This window comes from Cobetia sp. MC34, from assembly GCF_018340035.1.
GTDB classification, from domain to species: Bacteria; Pseudomonadota; Gammaproteobacteria; order Pseudomonadales; family Halomonadaceae; genus Cobetia; species Cobetia amphilecti.
The window spans coordinates 59,711-75,924 of the sequence record NZ_JADPPY010000018.1; the positions used below are offsets into that span (position 1 = coordinate 59,711).

15 protein-coding genes are annotated in these 16,214 nt (G+C 63.6%); 4 read left to right on the plus strand and 11 right to left on the minus strand.

All coding sequences use genetic code 11. The features are described from left to right. Positions 1 to 45 precede the first annotated feature (45 nt). Positions 46 to 333: a hypothetical protein gene (locus IZU87_RS11180; RefSeq protein WP_213114555.1), complete on the plus strand. Its 288-nt coding sequence runs from the start codon at positions 46 to 48 to the stop codon at positions 331 to 333. Positions 334 to 507: 174 nt separating this feature from the next. On the opposite strand, the gene pepN is transcribed toward IZU87_RS11180, so the two are convergent. From pepN to IZU87_RS11210, 6 genes are all read right to left on the minus strand, one after another. After that, the gene (gene pepN / locus IZU87_RS11185; protein ID WP_213114556.1) at positions 508 to 3,159 is read right to left on the minus strand and encodes an aminopeptidase N; all 2,652 of its coding nucleotides are present in this window, start codon (positions 3,157 to 3,159) and stop codon (positions 508 to 510) included. 99 nt (positions 3,160 to 3,258) lie between these two features. Continuing rightward, on the minus strand, positions 3,259 to 3,684 hold the full coding sequence (locus tag IZU87_RS11190) for a YbaN family protein (protein WP_225996323.1): 426 nt from the start codon (positions 3,682 to 3,684) through the stop codon (positions 3,259 to 3,261). A 294-nt stretch (positions 3,685 to 3,978) separates the two neighbouring features. Continuing rightward, positions 3,979 to 5,190, minus strand: coding sequence for a glycerate kinase (locus IZU87_RS11195; protein ID WP_213114557.1), 1,212 nt, complete (start codon positions 5,188 to 5,190; stop codon positions 3,979 to 3,981). Positions 5,191 to 5,352: 162 nt separating this feature from the next. Further along, positions 5,353 to 6,195 (minus strand): CvfB family protein, encoded by an 843-nt coding sequence (locus tag IZU87_RS11200; protein ID WP_175089419.1) that lies wholly within the window; start codon positions 6,193 to 6,195, stop codon positions 5,353 to 5,355. Positions 6,196 to 6,496: 301 nt separating this feature from the next. Continuing rightward, positions 6,497 to 6,985: a YajQ family cyclic di-GMP-binding protein gene (locus tag IZU87_RS11205; RefSeq protein ID WP_054556286.1), complete on the minus strand. Its 489-nt coding sequence runs from the start codon at positions 6,983 to 6,985 to the stop codon at positions 6,497 to 6,499. Positions 6,986 to 7,063: 78 nt separating this feature from the next. Next, on the minus strand, positions 7,064 to 7,705 hold the full coding sequence (locus IZU87_RS11210) for a GNAT family N-acetyltransferase (RefSeq protein ID WP_213114558.1): 642 nt from the start codon (positions 7,703 to 7,705) through the stop codon (positions 7,064 to 7,066). Positions 7,706 to 7,873: 168 nt separating this feature from the next. Here IZU87_RS11210 and IZU87_RS11215 point away from each other — a divergent pair, with 168 nt between their 5' ends. Continuing rightward, positions 7,874 to 9,469, plus strand: coding sequence for a RimK family ATP-grasp domain-containing protein (locus IZU87_RS11215; protein WP_349305181.1), 1,596 nt, complete (start codon positions 7,874 to 7,876; stop codon positions 9,467 to 9,469). A gap of 170 nt (positions 9,470 to 9,639) precedes the next feature. Here the strand turns inward: IZU87_RS11215 and IZU87_RS11220 are convergent, their stop codons facing one another. From IZU87_RS11220 to IZU87_RS11240, 5 genes are all read right to left on the minus strand, one after another. Then, entirely contained in the window at positions 9,640 to 10,611 is a 972-nt protein-coding gene (locus IZU87_RS11220; RefSeq protein ID WP_349305182.1) for a DUF2797 domain-containing protein, read from the minus strand. Next, positions 10,599 to 10,874: a YeaC family protein gene (locus IZU87_RS11225; RefSeq protein WP_131432440.1), complete on the minus strand. Its 276-nt coding sequence runs from the start codon at positions 10,872 to 10,874 to the stop codon at positions 10,599 to 10,601. The genes IZU87_RS11220 and IZU87_RS11225 overlap by 13 nt, the downstream gene beginning before the upstream one ends. 138 nt (positions 10,875 to 11,012) lie before the next feature. Further along, on the minus strand, positions 11,013 to 11,918 hold the full coding sequence (locus IZU87_RS11230; protein WP_213114559.1) for a rhomboid family intramembrane serine protease: 906 nt from the start codon (positions 11,916 to 11,918) through the stop codon (positions 11,013 to 11,015). 289 nt (positions 11,919 to 12,207) lie between these two features. Then, complete coding sequence (locus IZU87_RS11235) at positions 12,208 to 13,284, minus strand: metallophosphoesterase (protein WP_052384625.1); 1,077 nt, start codon at positions 13,282 to 13,284, stop codon at positions 12,208 to 12,210. 16 nt (positions 13,285 to 13,300) lie between these two features. Beyond that, entirely contained in the window at positions 13,301 to 14,185 is an 885-nt protein-coding gene (locus IZU87_RS11240; protein ID WP_213114560.1) for an NAD(+) kinase, read from the minus strand. A gap of 322 nt (positions 14,186 to 14,507) precedes the next feature. On the opposite strand from IZU87_RS11240, the gene IZU87_RS11245 reads away from it, so the two are divergent. Both IZU87_RS11245 and IZU87_RS11250 read left to right on the plus strand, forming a co-directional pair. Then, positions 14,508 to 15,086, plus strand: coding sequence for an RNA polymerase sigma factor (locus tag IZU87_RS11245; RefSeq protein ID WP_213114561.1), 579 nt, complete (start codon positions 14,508 to 14,510; stop codon positions 15,084 to 15,086). Further along, the gene (locus IZU87_RS11250) at positions 15,083 to 15,907 is read left to right on the plus strand and encodes an anti-sigma factor (RefSeq protein WP_213114562.1); all 825 of its coding nucleotides are present in this window, start codon (positions 15,083 to 15,085) and stop codon (positions 15,905 to 15,907) included. Before IZU87_RS11245 ends, IZU87_RS11250 begins: the two co-directional genes overlap by 4 nt. Positions 15,908 to 16,214 lie beyond the last annotated feature (307 nt).

Here is a 16,214-nt window from a genome sequence, read left to right on the forward strand (position 1 = left end):
TTCATGGCACACTGGGGCCTCTTTTCTGTCTGGACATCATGCGTTATGGAAGACTTCTTCAACTGGATCGGCACGCAACTGGGTGCCGCCATTCGCTTCATCGTCGAAGGCCTGGGCAATTTCTTCGCACACTTTGATGATGCGCTGGCTGGCTTCTTCAATGGCTTGACCGGTGAGCTGGGGCTCGGCACATCGCTGTTCAGCCTGCTGGGCCTGGTATTGGGGCTTTATCTGCTATTCAAGGGCATCACGACGCTGTTGAGGGGCTCCATCATCGGTGGGCTATTGATGACCTTTATCGGCCTGACCTTCCTGGGCTGGATGATCGCCTGACGCGCGCGATGATCGTATACGCGATGGTCTTGAAGGCGATGCCCTGACGGGACTTGCGCCAGGCTCGTGACATGAAAAAGCCCCTGCCATTCGGCAGGGGCTTTTTCATGTCAGCGGCAGTCATCACCATGCGCGCGATGACTGCCGTCTGTCTTCAAGGGTCAGATCAGAGGATCAGGCCAGTGCCTTCTCCACGACTTCATACAGGTTGTTCGAGAGCTTCTCGCCACGGATACGCTCAAGCTCAGCCTTCATCAAGTCCTGACGCTTGGCATCGAAACGCTTGTAGCGCGTCAGCGGCGTGATGATGCGCGCCGCGATCTCCGGGTTCAGACGATTGAGCTCGATGACCACATCCGCCAGCAGACGATAGCCTTCGCCGTCGAGACGGTGGAAGTTGACACGGTTCTGGCCGGCGAAGGCGCCGATCAAGGCACGCACCTTGTTGGGATTGGTCAACGAGAATGCCGGGTGCTCCATCAGGAAGCGCACGCGGTCCAGCACATCGGCCTGCGGACGCGTGACCTGGATCGAGAACCACTGGTCCATCACCAGCGGGTCATGCGACCAGCGCTCGGCGAAGGACTTGAGCGCCGGGTCACCCAGGTCGGTGCGTGAAGAGTGCACCAGCATCGTCAGCGCGGCACGCACGTCGGTCATGTTGTGGGCCGCCGCGAGCTGGGCCTGGGCCAGACGCACGCCCTCCTCGTCCTCGATGCTCATCAGATAGCTGAGCGCGGCATTCTTGAGGCTGCGACGCGCCATCTGCTCGAAGGTCGGCGCGTAGTCGCCCTGCTGCGCATTGGCGTGATAGAGCGCCACGAAATCGTCGCGCAGCGCACTGGCCAGCTGTGCCTTGGCGGTCTTGCGCGCCCAGTGGATGGCATCGACATCGACGACACTCTGCTGCTCGGCGATATAGGCCTCCGAGGGCAGCGTCAGCATCTCGGCCAGCACCGCACGATCGGAAGCCTCGCTCTGGAGCAGGAAGCGATAGGCGGCCAGCAGGCGCTCATCCAGCTGGGCCTCCTGCTCGCCACGCTGCCAGGCCGCCATCAGGTCTTCAAGCGCTGCCATGGCCAGACGCTGACCGGCATCCCAGCGGTTGAAGCCATCGCTGTCGTGCTGCATCAGGAAGGCCAGCTGCTCACGGCTGTAGTCAAAGGCCAGCTTGACCGGCGCCGAGAAGCCACGCAGCAGCGACGGCACCGGCTCGGCAACGCCGGCAAGGCCGGTGAAGACGAAGGTCTGCTCAGCTTCGGTCAGCTCCAGCACGGTTTCCGTGCCCAGTGCTTCGCCGTCTAGGGTCAGCGTCAGATCGCTGCCGTCGGCCCCGACCAGCCCCATGCGCACCGGGATCACCAGCGGCAGCTTCTCCGCCTGCCCCGGTGAAGGCGGCGTGGACTGACACAGCGTGAGGGAATAGGTGCCTGCCTGGGCATCGAAGGTGCCACTGGCGGCGATGTTCGGCGTTCCGGCCTGTGAGTACCAGCGCATGAACTGACTGAAGTCGCGACCGGAGGCTTCGCTCATCGCGCTGATGAAGTCCTCGATGGTGGCGGCGCTGCCATCGTTGCGCGCGAAGTAGAGGTCACTGCCACGGCGGAAGGCTTCTTCCCCAAGCAGATTGGCGACCATGCGCACCACTTCGGAACCCTTCTCGTAGATGGTCAGGGTGTAGAAGTTGGAAATCTCGATATAGGACGCCGGGCGTACCGGGTGTGCGGTGGGGCCGGCATCTTCGGCGAACTGCGCGGTACGCAGCATGGCGACGTCTTCGATACGCTTGACCGGCGCCGAGTTCATGTCGGCGGAGAAGGTCTGATCACGATAGACGGTGAAGCCTTCCTTCAGGGACAGCTGGAACCAGTCACGGCAGGTGACGCGGTTGCCCGACCAGTTGTGGAAGTACTCATGCGCGACCACCCCTTCGACGCGCTGGAAGGCGGCGTCGGTGGTGGTATCGGGGTTGGCCAGCACGCAGGCGCTGTTGAAGATGTTGAGGCCCTTGTTCTCCATCGCGCCCATGTTGAAGTCGTTGACCGCGACGATCATGAAGATGTCGAGATCATATTCGCGACCGTAGACTTCCTCGTCCCACTTCATGGAGGCCTTGAGGGAGTTCATGGCGTGCTGGGTCTTGTCGAGATTTTCCGGCTCGACCCAGATTTCCAGAGCGACGTCACGGCCACTCATGGTGGTGAAGCTGTCGTCATGCTTGACCAGGTCACCCGCCACCAGCGCGAACAGATAGCACGGCTTGGGATGCGGGTCCTGCCAGGTGACGAAGTGACGACCGCCCTCACGCTCGCCACGCTCGACGGGATTGCCGTTGGAGAGCAGGATCGGGTAGCTGTCCTTGTCGGCGATGATGGTGGTGGTGAACACCGACATCACGTCCGGGCGGTCCGGGTAGTAGGTGATGCGACGGAAGCCTTCGGCCTCGCACTGGGTGCAGAACATGCCCGAGGACACATAAAGCCCTTCCAGCGCGGTATTCGCGGCCGGGTCGATCACCACCACCGTCTCGAGCTCACAGTTGGCCGGCAGGCCGGCCAGCGTCAGGTGAGTCTCGTCGAGCTTGTATTCATCACTGGCGAGCGCTCGCCCATCGACACGCACGGACTCAAGCGTCAGATGCTCGCCATTGAGCACCAGCGGCGGCGTGGCATCACTGCCTACGGCGGCATCGGGATTGGCCTCGAGGGTCAGCACGGTCGTCACACGGGTCGCGGACGGTGCCAGATCAAACGTCAGGCGGGTGTCCAGCACACGCCAGGCGGGTGCCTGATAATCGGCAAGATGAATCGCTGCAGGTTGTGACATCAAAGACTCCGCAATCAGCGCCGCGGGAGGGAACTCCTCACGGCAGGAAGACAGCGGACAGCGAGGGAGCAGACACCTCACCTGCCCGCGATGAAGCGCTCATTCGCGCGGAAGGGATTCGCCACTGACGGCAAGGTTCGCCCCCTCGCCCTTGGGCTCCGGGCGCGTGGCCAGCCAGAGTGCCAGCAGCGACAGGAAGACCAGCAGCGAGACCTTGACGGCCAGCACTGAGACGGTGAACAGGATGATCAGCATCGAGACGGCCAGCATGCTGACCGCCATGATGCGCGCGCGCAGCGGAATGGCGCGTTCGCGCTCCCAGGCCACCAGCGTCGGCCCGATCTGGGGGTGTTCCCGGATATAGCGTGCAAAGCGCGGTGAGCCTCGGCTGGCACAGGCCAGCGCCAGCAGCATGAAGACGGTGGTGGGCAGCAGCGGCAGAAACATGCCAGCGAAGCCGATGCCGAAGAACAACCAGGCCAGGCCAAGCCAGCAGATACGCTTCATGCGCCGAAAGATCATCATGTCGGTTCCTCACCACCTGCGGTCACACACCGTGTGCTTCCTGCTATCAGTCAAACGCCAAGTCGTTCATGGGAAAAGTACTTTCTGACTATCCGCCTGATAGCAACTGCGTGCATGGTAACGGGCTTGCCGATATCGCGAAAGGCCACGCCCCCCGCCATGGGGGCCGTGGGCCGCTGTCTGCGGCCAGATTCGACGCCGCAATCCGTCGAGCCGGGCGTGGCTTAGCGGCGGTCAGCCGGGCTGCGTTCAGCCGGGCTGCGATCAGCCGGGCTGCGGTCAGCCGGGCTGCGGTCAGCTACGTTGCGCCAACTGCCAGAGACGCATGATGGCCTCGCAACGGTCAGCCAGCAGCTCCGAGGTGCGTGCCAGCGCCTGCTCAAGCGGCATGGCACTGTCACACAGCGTGAAGACGGCACTGACCCCCTCATCATGGGCGGCTTGCCAGCCCTCGGCCAGTCGTCCGGCCAACACGATGGCGGGCACCCCGGCGACACGCGCGGCTCGCGCCGCACCGATGGGGGTCTTGCCGCCCAGGCTCTGGCCATCCAGACCGCCTTCCCCGGTGATCAGCAGATCACAGCCCGCCAGACGTTCGCTCACGTTGAGGCGCTCCATCACCAGCTCGATGCCCGGGCGCAACTCGCCGTTCAACCAGGCCGCCACCGCGTAGCCCATGCCGCCAGCGGCCCCTGCACCGGCCAACTGCTGCTGGTCTGCGCCCAGCACTTCAGCGCTCAGGCGCGCGAAGTGGCCCAGCGCCGCATCCAGTTCCTCGACCACCGCGACATCGGCGCCCTTCTGCGGGCCGAACACGGCGCTCGCGCCGCGCGCGCCACACAGGGGGTTGTCGACATCGACCGCGGCAGACACCTTGAGATCAGCCAGGCGTGGGTCCAGCGCAGTGACGTCCAGACTCGCCAGACGCGCGAGGGCCGCGCCGCCTGCGGGCAGCTCATTGCCATCAGCGTCGAGCAGACGCAGCCCGAGCGCGCGCAGCATGCCGCTGCCGCCATCGTTGGTGGCGCTGCCGCCCAGCGTGACGATCAGCCGCTCGGCACCGGCGTCCAGTGCCGCCAGGATCAGCTCGCCCACGCCATGCGTGTCGGCGACCCGCGCGTCGCGCTCATCAGGGCTGACCAGATGCAGACCACTGGCTTCGGCCAGCTCGACGATGGCCGTGCGGCTACCCGGCTGCCAGCCCCACTGGGCGGTGACGTCACGCCCGAGCGGATCACGCACCTGAGCGCTACGCGCCTCGATGGGGTCTGCTTCACTGGCCGCCGCCAACAACGCCGCCAGCGTGCCCTCACCGCCATCCCCCAGCGGGCAGAGATCGATCTGTGCCTCGGGCAGTACCCGGCGAACACCACGCGCCATGGCCTCGGCGGCATCACTGGCTGCCAGCGCTTCCTTGAAGCTGTCAGGAGCAATCAACAGACGCGGCGAACCAGCAGACGTTGAGGGACCAGAAGAAGCGGAGGCAGCAGAAGCAGAGACAGTCATGCAGACATTCCTTGTCGAAGGTGAAGGAGCGAATGGGGGCAACTCAGCGCAAGATACTCCCATGATACGCTGTCATTGGTGCCATGCGGCAGCCTGAAACGCAAACTGCCACCCGTCGGTCTCCCGAGGGTGGCAGTGGCAGCACAGGCTGACAGCAGTGACTTACTTGACCAGACGCGTCTCGGTGGGCGCCAGCGTGACCTTGCCTTCGCGCTTCAGGTGACCGATGGCGCGCTTGAAGTTGGCCTTGCTGGCACCGAAGGCTTCACTGATGGCTTCCGGTTCGCTCTTGTCGCCCAGCGGCAGCACGCCCTGACTGGCTTCCAGCGCGGCCAGAATGCGGTCCGCCAGCTGCTGATGGCCGGCCGGACCCGGCGCCTGCGGCGTGAGATCGACATTGCCGTTGCCGTCATTCTTCAACACCCACAGACGCAGACGATTGCCGATGCGCAGACGCGTGAAGATACGGTCGTGGTGCACCAGGCCCCAGTGGGCGTTGTCGATGATGATCTTCATGCCCAGGTCGGTGCGCGCAGCGACCAGACCAGAGACTTCCTGGCCCACCGCGTAGGTGGCCGGAGTCTTGTCGAGCCAGCGATCCAGACGCATCGAGGCGACCATGCGGTCACTGTGCTTGTCGAGACCGACGTGCACCATGGCGAACTGACCGGCCTTGAGCTCACGCTTGCGCTCGCCGTAGGGCAGCAGCAAGTCCTTGCCCAGGCCATTGTCGAGGAAGGTGCCGATGTCATTGACCTCGACCACCTTGAGCGCGGCGAACTCGCCGACCATGGCACGCGGATAGCGCGTGGTGGCCAGCAGGCGGTCTTCATCATCCAGGCTGACGAAGACTTCGACTTCGTCACCGATGTCGGCCCCCGCCGGAATGAAGGGTGTCGGCAGCAGGATTTCCCCGCGATCCCCACCATCGAGGAAGACGCCGAAGCCGACCCGCTTGGTGATCGTCAGGGTGTTGCGCTGGCCGATAGCGAGCGGAGCAGACATATAACCTCTCTTTGCGCGTTGTCGGGTGCCGAAGCGGCCCGCATGGCGCAGATATCACGTACGAATAGGGTGAAACGCTTTGAAAGCGACGCGTCCGGTCGTCTCGAGTGAAGCACCGGGCTGGACAAGCGTAGCGCCAGCGACGAGACATGACGCTTTCAAAGCGAATCTGTTGATCCAGAAAACATGCGAATCAGTGACTCTCACGACACCGCAAATCAGCGAATCAAACGAAGACAGCACCGCACGCCGATAGCGAACGGTGCTGAGAATGGCGATCGCCAGTCACTTGCGCGCTGGATCAGTCGCGGAAGTTGTTGAACTGCAGCGGCAGCTCGAGGCTCTCATCACCCTTGAGCAGCGCCATGGCGCCCTGCAGGTCGTCACGCTTCTTGCCGGTGACGCGGACCTTCTCGCCCTGGATCTGCGCCTGGACCTTGAGCTTGGCATCCTTGAGCGCCTTGACGATTTTCTTGGCGGTCGGCTGGTCCAGCCCCTGACGCAGCACCAGCTGCTGACGGGCACGCACGCCAGCGGTGTCGGCGTCCTTCTCTTCCAGGCAGCGCACGTCGATGCCGCGCGCGATCAGACGGCCCTTGAGCAGCTCGATCATCTGACGCAGCTGGAAGTCGGCATCGGCTTCCAGGTTGACGTTCTCTTCCTTCTCGAGTTCGAAGCTGGCAGTCACGCCCTTGAAGTCAAAGCGCGTCGCGAGTTCGCGATTGGCCTGATCGACGGCATTCTGAACTTCGTGCTTGTCGAGTTCGGAGACAATATCGAATGACGGCATGGGAGCGATTCCTTTGAAGCCATGAAGAATAAACAGCGCATCCTAGCCCATGGGGGCCACGCGCGCCATGCCCCTGGCTCAGGCGGCGCCGGCATTCACCGTCGAGGGCGGCCTCGGGTGCGCTTCACCGGCATCACCGGCCGCGAGTTCCTCAGCCACCGGCGCCGGTGAATCCAGCGTCAATGCCTTGCGCATCTTCCAGGCGGCGGCCCCGTCGGCATAGTAATCGCGCAGGCGACCACACTTCTCGAAGCCGTGACGCTCGTAGAGCGCGATCGCCGCGCCATTGCCGGTGTGCACCTCAAGATCGAACTGCGTACAGCCCTGCGCGATGGCCAACTGCTCAAGCGATGTGAGCATGCGCTGGGCAAGGCCGCGGCCACGCGATTCCGGATGCAGGCAGAAGGAGTAGAGTCGCGCCCGGCGTGAATTGCGACGAAACAGCACGGTGCCGTAGCCGAGCACGCTGCGCAGCGGCGTGGCGTCATCGCGCTCGACGCTACCGGCCGGCCATAGCGCGGCCATCACATCGTCCACCGCCGGTGCGGTCGGGATGACATCGTCATCGGGCTGGATGATCACCAGGGTACGGGCATGGGCACGCAGAATCAGATGGGATAGCTGACGACGACTGAACCAGTCGCTGTCGAAACTGACTTCCTCGAGCTCTACCAGAGCGTCGAGATCGGCCCGGATGGCCGGGCGCAGAATGGGGGTCATGGTGCAGGCTCTCCCGCCTGTCAGCGCCCTGACGCCGTCCGAGGATCAGCGTGTCGCGGGGCGGTAGCAATGCGCTGCATTCTGGGCATGCAGGCGCGTCTTGTCTTGGTCTCTTTGCATGAAATTATTTCACTTTTCAGCCTATTGCGATGACGGGGATTGTTTCTCATGATGCGCGCATTCGGCACCGCTTCGGTGCCCGCCTTGCGAGGCTTCGCAATGTCCCGCCTGCGTATCGTGGTTGACCGTGTTTCTGACTGGCGCGCCTTCTATCCCAGTGATGATGTCATCAGCGCCCATGACTTTCTTTCCGAACTCTCAAGCGATGCGCCAGCCCAGCGCGCCGACGATGCGCCGCAGCCCGCCACCCACGTCATCAATCTGTGTGGCGGACTGGATTACCTGGGCATCGGCTATTACGTCTCGCTGCTGGCCCAGGCGCGCGGTCAGAAGGCGTTGCCGTCAGTGGAGACCCTCAATCAACTGTCACGCAAGTCGCTGATCGACATGGAGCTGGGCGGCATCCGCGTGCTGCTCGAGGAACTGACACGCAAGGGCGCCCTGCCCGTCCCGCAAGACGCGACGCATGGGGCTGGCAAGCCGCCACGACTCGACCTGCTGCTGACCTTCGGCGAGAGCGAAGACCCGGCGCTTGCGCGCCTCGCACGCAAGCTGTTCGAGCGCCTGCCCTGCCCGCTGCTGGAGGTGCGTCTTGAAGGCCGTAGCGATCATTGGGTGCTCAAGCGAGTGCGCCCGCAATCCCTGAGCCACCTGGCAGCGGCGGATGAAGACCGCTTCGCTCAGGCCCTCAATCGCCATTCGCGCAAGGTGTGGCGCACGCCCAAGGCACGCCGCCATTACCGCTTCGATCTCGCCATGCTGGTCGACCCGGACGAGGCGCTGCCGCCGTCCAACCGCACCGCGCTCAAGCATTTCATCCGCGAAGGACGGCGCCTGGGCATCGATGTCAGCCTGATCACCCGGCGCGATGAAGGCCGTCTGGCCGAGTTCGATGGCCTGTTCATCCGCGAGACGACCAGTCTGGATCACCACACCTATCGCATGGCCAAGCGTGCCGAGCACGAAGGGCTGGTGGTGATCGATGACAGCCAGTCAATCCTGCGCTGCACCAACAAGGTCTTCCTGCATGAGCTTCTCAAGGCACGTGGCCTGAGTGCCCCGCAGGGTCGCCTGATCCATCGGGGCGAACTGCGCCAGCTGGCCGAGCGCGGGCAACACATGCGCTACCCGCTGGTGATGAAGGTGCCGGATGGCGCCTTCTCCCGCGGCATCGTCAAGATCGATGGCCCCGAGACACTGGTGCGCGAAGCCGAGCGGCTGTTCCATGATTCTGCCCTGCTGCTGTTGCAGGAGTGGCTACCGACCGAGTTCGACTGGCGCATCGGCGTGCTCGACGGCAAGCTGCTGTTCGCCAGCCGTTACTACATGGCGCGTGGCCATTGGCAGATCTACGATCACAGCGGCGCGCGTACTCGCTCCGGCGGCTTCGCGACGGTCGACCCGAGCGAGGTGCCAGCGGCCGTGATCAAGGCGGCCCTGAAGGCGACCCGCCTGATCGGCGACGGCCTCTATGGCGTCGACTTGAAGCAGCTGGAGGACCGCGTGGTGGTCATCGAGGTCAACGACAACCCGAATCTGGATGCCGGCGTCGAGGATGTGGTGCTGGGACGCGAGCTCTACCGGCGCGTGATGCAGGTATTTCTGGCCCGCATGCAGGCGCGCCGCCAGCCCGTGCTGGGCTGACGCGCCTCGAGTCTGCAAACCTGTAGCAAGCAGCGAGAAACCAGAAACCAGAAACTAGAAACCAGAGGCACTGAAACGACAGCGCCCACCCTCCGTGACGGAGCGTGGGCGCTGTCGTGTGTGCGGTGCTGAGCTCTTTGCTGTGCTCTTGGGTATGGCTCAGCCGCGGCTCATTGCTCGCCGAGCTGAGCCTCGATCTCATAGCCGGTGAACTTGCGCAGATTGATCACGCCGCTGTCGAGAATCAGATACTGCCCCTTGAGCCCTTCGAGTACGCCTTCCACCACTGGCGTCTTGTCGAAGTTGAACGAGGTGACCTTGGTCGGCGCGGTGCGCACCGGAAACTCGAAGGCCAGCGCCGTGGTGTCCAGCACCCGGATGGCGCCTTCGCCGCAATGCACCTGCAGCGCCGCCAGACCCTCAGACATCTGGGCCAGCAAGGCATCCCGCTCGGCTTCCAGGTCCAGCTCGGCCACATCGCCCTTGAGCATCGCACGCCAGTTGGTGCGGTCGTTCAGCGCCTGCTTGAACAGCACCTCGACCAGCCCCGACTGCAGGCGATTGGACACCTCGACGATGGGCAGCGCCTGGATGGCACCCTGATCGAACCAGCGCGTCGGCATCTGGGTCTTGCGCGTGATGCCGACCTTGAGGCCGGAGGAGTTGGCCAGATAGACGATATGCGACTGGAAGCAGTGCTCCTCGCCCCACTGCGGATCACGGCAGGTGCCTTCGGCGTAATGGCAGGTCTCCGGCTTCATGATGCAGCCATCGCACTGCGGCAGCTTGCGAAAACACGGATAGCAATGCCCCTGCGCGAAGCTCTTCTTGGTCTTGCGACCGCAATGGCTGCAGTGGATCTGACCGGTGAAGCTCAAACGCACCTTGTGGCCGATATAGGCATTCAACGGCTGGGTGATCTCGCCCAGACGCAGGCCATAGTTGGCCGCCAGCGGCTCGCGCGTGACCGACGGCGCATCAAACGAGGTATCGATCGCAAGCGCCTCACCGGCGGGCACGATGGACATCTTGTGGAGGTTGCCACTCAGCGTGATGGGCGCCACATCCTGAGCACTGGCTTCCTGAGCCGTGCCGGAGGCCTCATCAGCACTCAGGGCATCATCCAGCGTCAGTTGACCCACTTGATCTGCTCCGGCTCATCGCTTGCGGTGCTGTCGTCATCACGCGGCCCACAGGTGCCGTTGTCGATGAAGCCGACACGCGACTCGGCAGGCACGTTGTTGTGCGCTTCGTACTTGATGACGGCTTCCATGCACAGCTCGACCTGCTCCTGGGTCAGCACGCGGCCATCCGGCCATTTGCGCAGCTGCATGGACTGCTTGAGGCTCTCGTAGATGGTCGGCGTCATCTGCTCGACCATGCCGTCAAAGGACATGTTGCTCATCACATACTCTCCTGATACGGGGCCACGACTGCCGAAGGCGGACCATCGGAGTCACTGGGGATGGCCGCCATTCTAGCATTGTCGTTTCGCGCAGTGTCATTTCCGGCAGTGTGATCCCCGAGGCCGAAGCGCCAACGCTCAGGCTGCGCTGCGCCTGGGGAGCAGCCAGCCCAGCAGCAGGCCGGTCAACAGGCCACCAAGATGCGCCTCGTTGGCGATGGCGCCCAGGCCAATGGCACTCGAGAGCGGCGTCATGCATAGCACCAGATAGATCAGCATGAAGATCATCAGCGAGCGCTGCATCTGATAGCCCAGCGCGGGGCGGCGGCGTGCGGCGAGGAAGACATAGCCGATGACGGCGAAGTCGATCCCCGACAGCCCACCGAACAGCACGCTGCCGGTGGCGTATTGCGCCAGATTGGCCGCCACGCCGCTCAGCACCACGACCAGCGCGAAGCGCCAACCGCCATCGATGGCCTCGATCTGGCGCCCGAACACCCACAGCCACAGCAGGTTGAACACCAGGTGCAGTACCCCGAAGTGCATCAACGACGGCGACCAGAGCCGCCACCACTCCCCCGCCAGCGTCACGGACAGCGGCTCGGGCGCGATATGCTGACTGCCGACAAGCTCGAAGGGCACGATGGCCAGCCACTCGAATACCGCCGCCTGACCCAGCGCATACTGGAACAGCACCGTGACGCAGCAGGCCAGACCGACCAGCCAGGTCAACGGCGTCTGGCGCATCAGGGCGATGAGAGACTGAGAACTGGCGGTGCCACGCGTCGCGGCGCCCGCAGAGGCGTCCCGCAACGGTTCACCGCGTGACTGGCGCTCGAGCATCGCGATGACGCGCGGCAGTTGCTCGGGGTCGGCCAGCCACAGCTCCTGGCCGCCCTCGTGGCTCTCGGCATCCTCGCCAGACGCAGCCTCTGTCGGGCGAGCCTGGCTCAGGGTGATCTGGTGACCGATCTTCTCGGCCCACAGGGCTTCGCGCAGGGGGCGGCTGTCGAAGGATTCGGGCAGCGTCAGAACCTTGAACATGCTATGCCTCTGAAGATGACACGCGACTGAACAGACTCAGTACACGTTGATAAACAAGGAGAAGTCAGACCAGCCTGTGAAAATCTATCACAGCGCCGCAGGCGTCTGGCCTTTATGACAGACATAAAAAAAGCCCGGTGGGGGGCACCGGACTGAGCAAGGATCATTCAAGGGAACACTTACTCAGAGTGCGCAATCGGGCTTTGGTTCACTGACATGTGATTGTAAAAAACAATCGCCATTCGCCGACAGCATCGCTGACGCTATCGGGACGTACCCATGACCAGTGCTATTGACTGGCGCCATTGGCGAAAGACTGGTTCGACAGGGTGTCGCGGGACAGCTCTTCCGGCACGGGGCGTCGGGAAGGCTCACGCGGTACCGGTACCCACACGAAGTTGGCGGCATCCAGCGTGGCTTCGCCACTGAAGCGATATGCCACCAGGCGCCCGAACTTGACCGCACTGTAATCCAGGCAGGCGATGTTGGGGGCCGGCAGCGCCGGCAAGCCCTCGCACCAGTAGTGCCCGAGGAACAGTGGCGGCTGCTCTGGCCCGTAGTAAGGCAGATTGGCCAGCTCCTGCTCGCTCAGCCAGCGCGACTCCAGCTCGCCGGGCAGGTTGTCGGGCTGGAAGACCACATCGCCGTAGGTGCGGGGCTCACGTGCCCAGAAGTGCGTGCGGAAGCTTCGGCGCGTGAAACCATCGCCGGAATGGATCTCGACCCCTTCCGGCAAGCGCAGGTTCGCGCCGCGCGTCATGCGGTCCAGCACGCGATAGGCGAAGCTGTCGTGCTCGATGGACTCATGCAGGAAGTCTTCATCGATGCAGCCATCGGGGTAGCGCTCCAGGAAGGTACGCACCAGTGGCTCGTCCCAGCAGGCGTGCACCACGCGCAGCCCGCTCTGGCCGGGGGCCAGCGGCGGCAGCTCCAGACACAGCGGCATGCGCATGAACCAGCGCAGCGCCTCGTCCCACTCATCGGGATGATGCTGATATTGATCAAGCGTCTCGCGGATGATGCGATTGTGACGTGAGGTATGCGAGCGCAGGAAATCACGATGCTCGCCGCCCGCACGCGGGCGTGCGCGCCGGCAATACGCCAGGGCGTTGTATTCGTGATTGCCCATCACGATCAGCGCTTCGCCGGCATTGACCATGCTGCTGGCCAGCTGCACCGCCAGGCGGATGCGCGGGCCACGATCGATGATATCGCCGAGAAAGATGACCTTGCGGGTCGGGTGGCGATAGACGCCATCGACGATGTGATAGCCGAGCGTCTCCAGCAACGTCGCCAGAGTGGCGCCGCAGCCGTGTACATCGCCGATAAGGTCATAGCCATCCTGTGGCGCCACGAATGCTTGCATGCTGTGAGCCTTGAGGTCATTCGCCGAGGCGATTGCTCCAACCGAGCTTGGTGCGACAGATCTCGAAATAGTTGTGCTCCAGCGGATGAATCAGCGTCAGACGCTCACTCTTGCGCCGAATCTTGAGCACATCCCCGGGCTTGGCCACCACCTGAGTCTGGCCATCGCAGCTGATATGCGGATAGGTCGAGTTGCTGGCACTGATATGCAGGATGATCTCGCTGGCCGCATCGATCACGATCGGACGACTGGAAAGGGTATGCGGGAACATCGGCACCAGGGTGATCGCCTCGAGACGCGGATGCACGATGGGGCCGCCACCGGACAGCGCATAGGCGGTCGAGCCGGTCGGCGTGGCGACGATCAAGCCATCCGAGCGCTGGGAGTAGACGAACTGGCCATCGATGAACAGCTCGAACTCGATCATGCGCGCCGCCTTGCCGGGGTGCAGCACCACATCATTGAGGCCATCGGCCGCCCCGATGCGCTCGCCTTCGCGGTAAACCTCGGCCTCGAGCAGGAAGCGTTGCTCGCTGAGATAGTCACCGCCCAGCACCTCGGCCACCTTCTCCTCGAGCTCATCGGGGCGAATGTCGGTCAGAAAGCCGAGTCGCCCACGATTGACGCCGAGCACGGGCGTGCCGCTGCGGCACAACGCGCGCGCGGCGCCCAGCAGGCTGCCATCACCGCCGACCACGACCACCAGATCACACTGCTCGCCCATCTGGCGGCGGCTGGCCACCTGCAGACCGTGGTCCAGCAGCAGCGTGGCAGTGCGTTCCTCGATCACCATGGCCAGGCCACGGGAATCCAGAAAGCGAATCAAGCGCTTGAGCGTATCCACCACCTGGGCACTGCCCAGTCGGCCAATCACGCCGATCGTATTGAATTGCTGCTTCATCACGCCTCCCAGGCTGTCATGCCGGCCATTATGCGGACTCACCGCGCGAGCAGCAATGCAGCCGCGCCGCGCTTTCCCATCGGATGTGAGGTGACTGACTGACGCCACACCCAGACACGTCTGAAAACCGGCCGCGAACATCCAAGTCGGGAAGCGGGACGTTACCTGACTATCCCCCGCAGTTGACGCACCGCCATCCCGACCGTCACGGGCGTTGATTCTTTCCCGAACGAAGGCCTCTATCATGCAACTTGCCATTCCCCGGCGGTGCACATACCGTCAGCTGAACAATGGACCCCCTGCCAAAGGAGCCGGCCGCCCCATGCCAGCACAGAAGCCGTCAGTCAGTCCGCCAGACGCGGAAAGCTTTGACCACGCCAGTGCGATAGAAGCCTGTGCACGCGGAGACGAGGCCGCGTTCCGTAGTCTCTATGATCTTGAATCGGGCCGCATGCTGGCGCTCGCCATGCGCCTGTTGAACAGCCGCGACCAGGCGGAAGATGCCGTCCATGACGCCTTCATCAAGCTGTGGTCCAACGCGGGCCAGTATCGCCGTGAACTCGGCAATGGTCGCGCCTGGCTGTTTACCATCCTGCGCTATCGCGCTCTGGATCAGCTGCGCGCCCAGGGGCGGACGCCACGCGGCGACAGTGATGCGCTCGATACGCTGGCCGATCTGCTCGCCGACCCGGAAACCGCGGCCGATGACAGCCAGACGGCCCATCAGTTGAGCGACTGCCTGGGTGAACTGGAAGTGCCGCGTCGCGAACCCATCCTGCTGGCCTTCTTCAAGGGACTGACACACGAACAGATCGCCGAGAAGCTGAGCGCACCGATTGGCACCATCAAGGGGCGCATCCGCGCCGGTCTCAAGCTACTGCAGGAGTGCCTGTCACGATGAATAGCCCCCTGATTCCCGAATCTCCCGAAGAACAGAACCTGCTGCTGGGTGAGCATGCCCTCGGGCTGCTGGACCCTGAGCGCGAGGCCGAAGTGCGCGCCTGGATCGAGCGCGATGACAATGCCGCACGCATGGCCCTGCGCTGGCAGCAACATTGGCTGAGCGTGAGTGATCGCCTGCCGCCGGAGCCCCCTTCCGACTCATTATGGAAGCGCATCGATGCCAGCCTGGTGCGCCTCAAGCAGTCCTCCGCCACCCGCGATGACGCCGCTCGACATGACGCAGATCAGGCAAGCGCCTCAACCAAGGCACCCTGGCTGCTGCGCTGGCTCGGCGGTGGCCTCGGACTGGGTCTGGGGGCAGGTCTCGCCCTGGCACTGGTCATGCAGATGGGGCCCTTCTCTCCCAGCGCGTCGCTTGAGGGCACATCACCGGAGGTGGCTACCCAGACACCTGACGGCGACGCGCAACGTATGGTCGCTATCCTGCAGACACTGGAAGACCCGGGCACGCCGACCTGGGTGGCCAATGTCACGCCCAGCGGTGGCCTGCAGCTGACACCGAAGGTCTCCATCGAGCGCCCGACGGATCGCGCCATCGAACTGTGGACCCTGACCGACCCGCAAGAAGGGCCGCGCTCACTGGGGCTGGTCGACCCGATTGCGGGCATCGAACTCAGCGCCGAGCAGATCGGCAGCATGAGCCCGGGCCAGCTGCTGGAGATGACACTGGAGCCAGAAGGCGGTTCGCCGACCGGCAAACCGACAGGCAAGATTCTCGCCATCGGTCGCCTGGTGGACCTCAATCAGCGTGATAGCTGATAGCCCTCATAACAGCCCTCAGGCATGACGGCTGCCGATAGTGGCGCTTTCTGACGCTGTAATCTCACAGCGAGTCTCACGGGAAAGCGCCCTATCGGTCTGCTCAAGGCCTGCTCAAAAGAGGGAGTCCGTCGTCTAGCGTCAGCCAAACGCCAGACATGAAAAAGCCCCGCGATTGCGGTAATGCCAGTCAGTTAAGCCTATTCTCCATAAGCTGATCATGAGACCTTCCTGTGCCAGGTACACTTATTATGGGAAGGTCTCATGCATTTCAGCGACGCCATTGATGCCATTGCCAAGGCGGCAC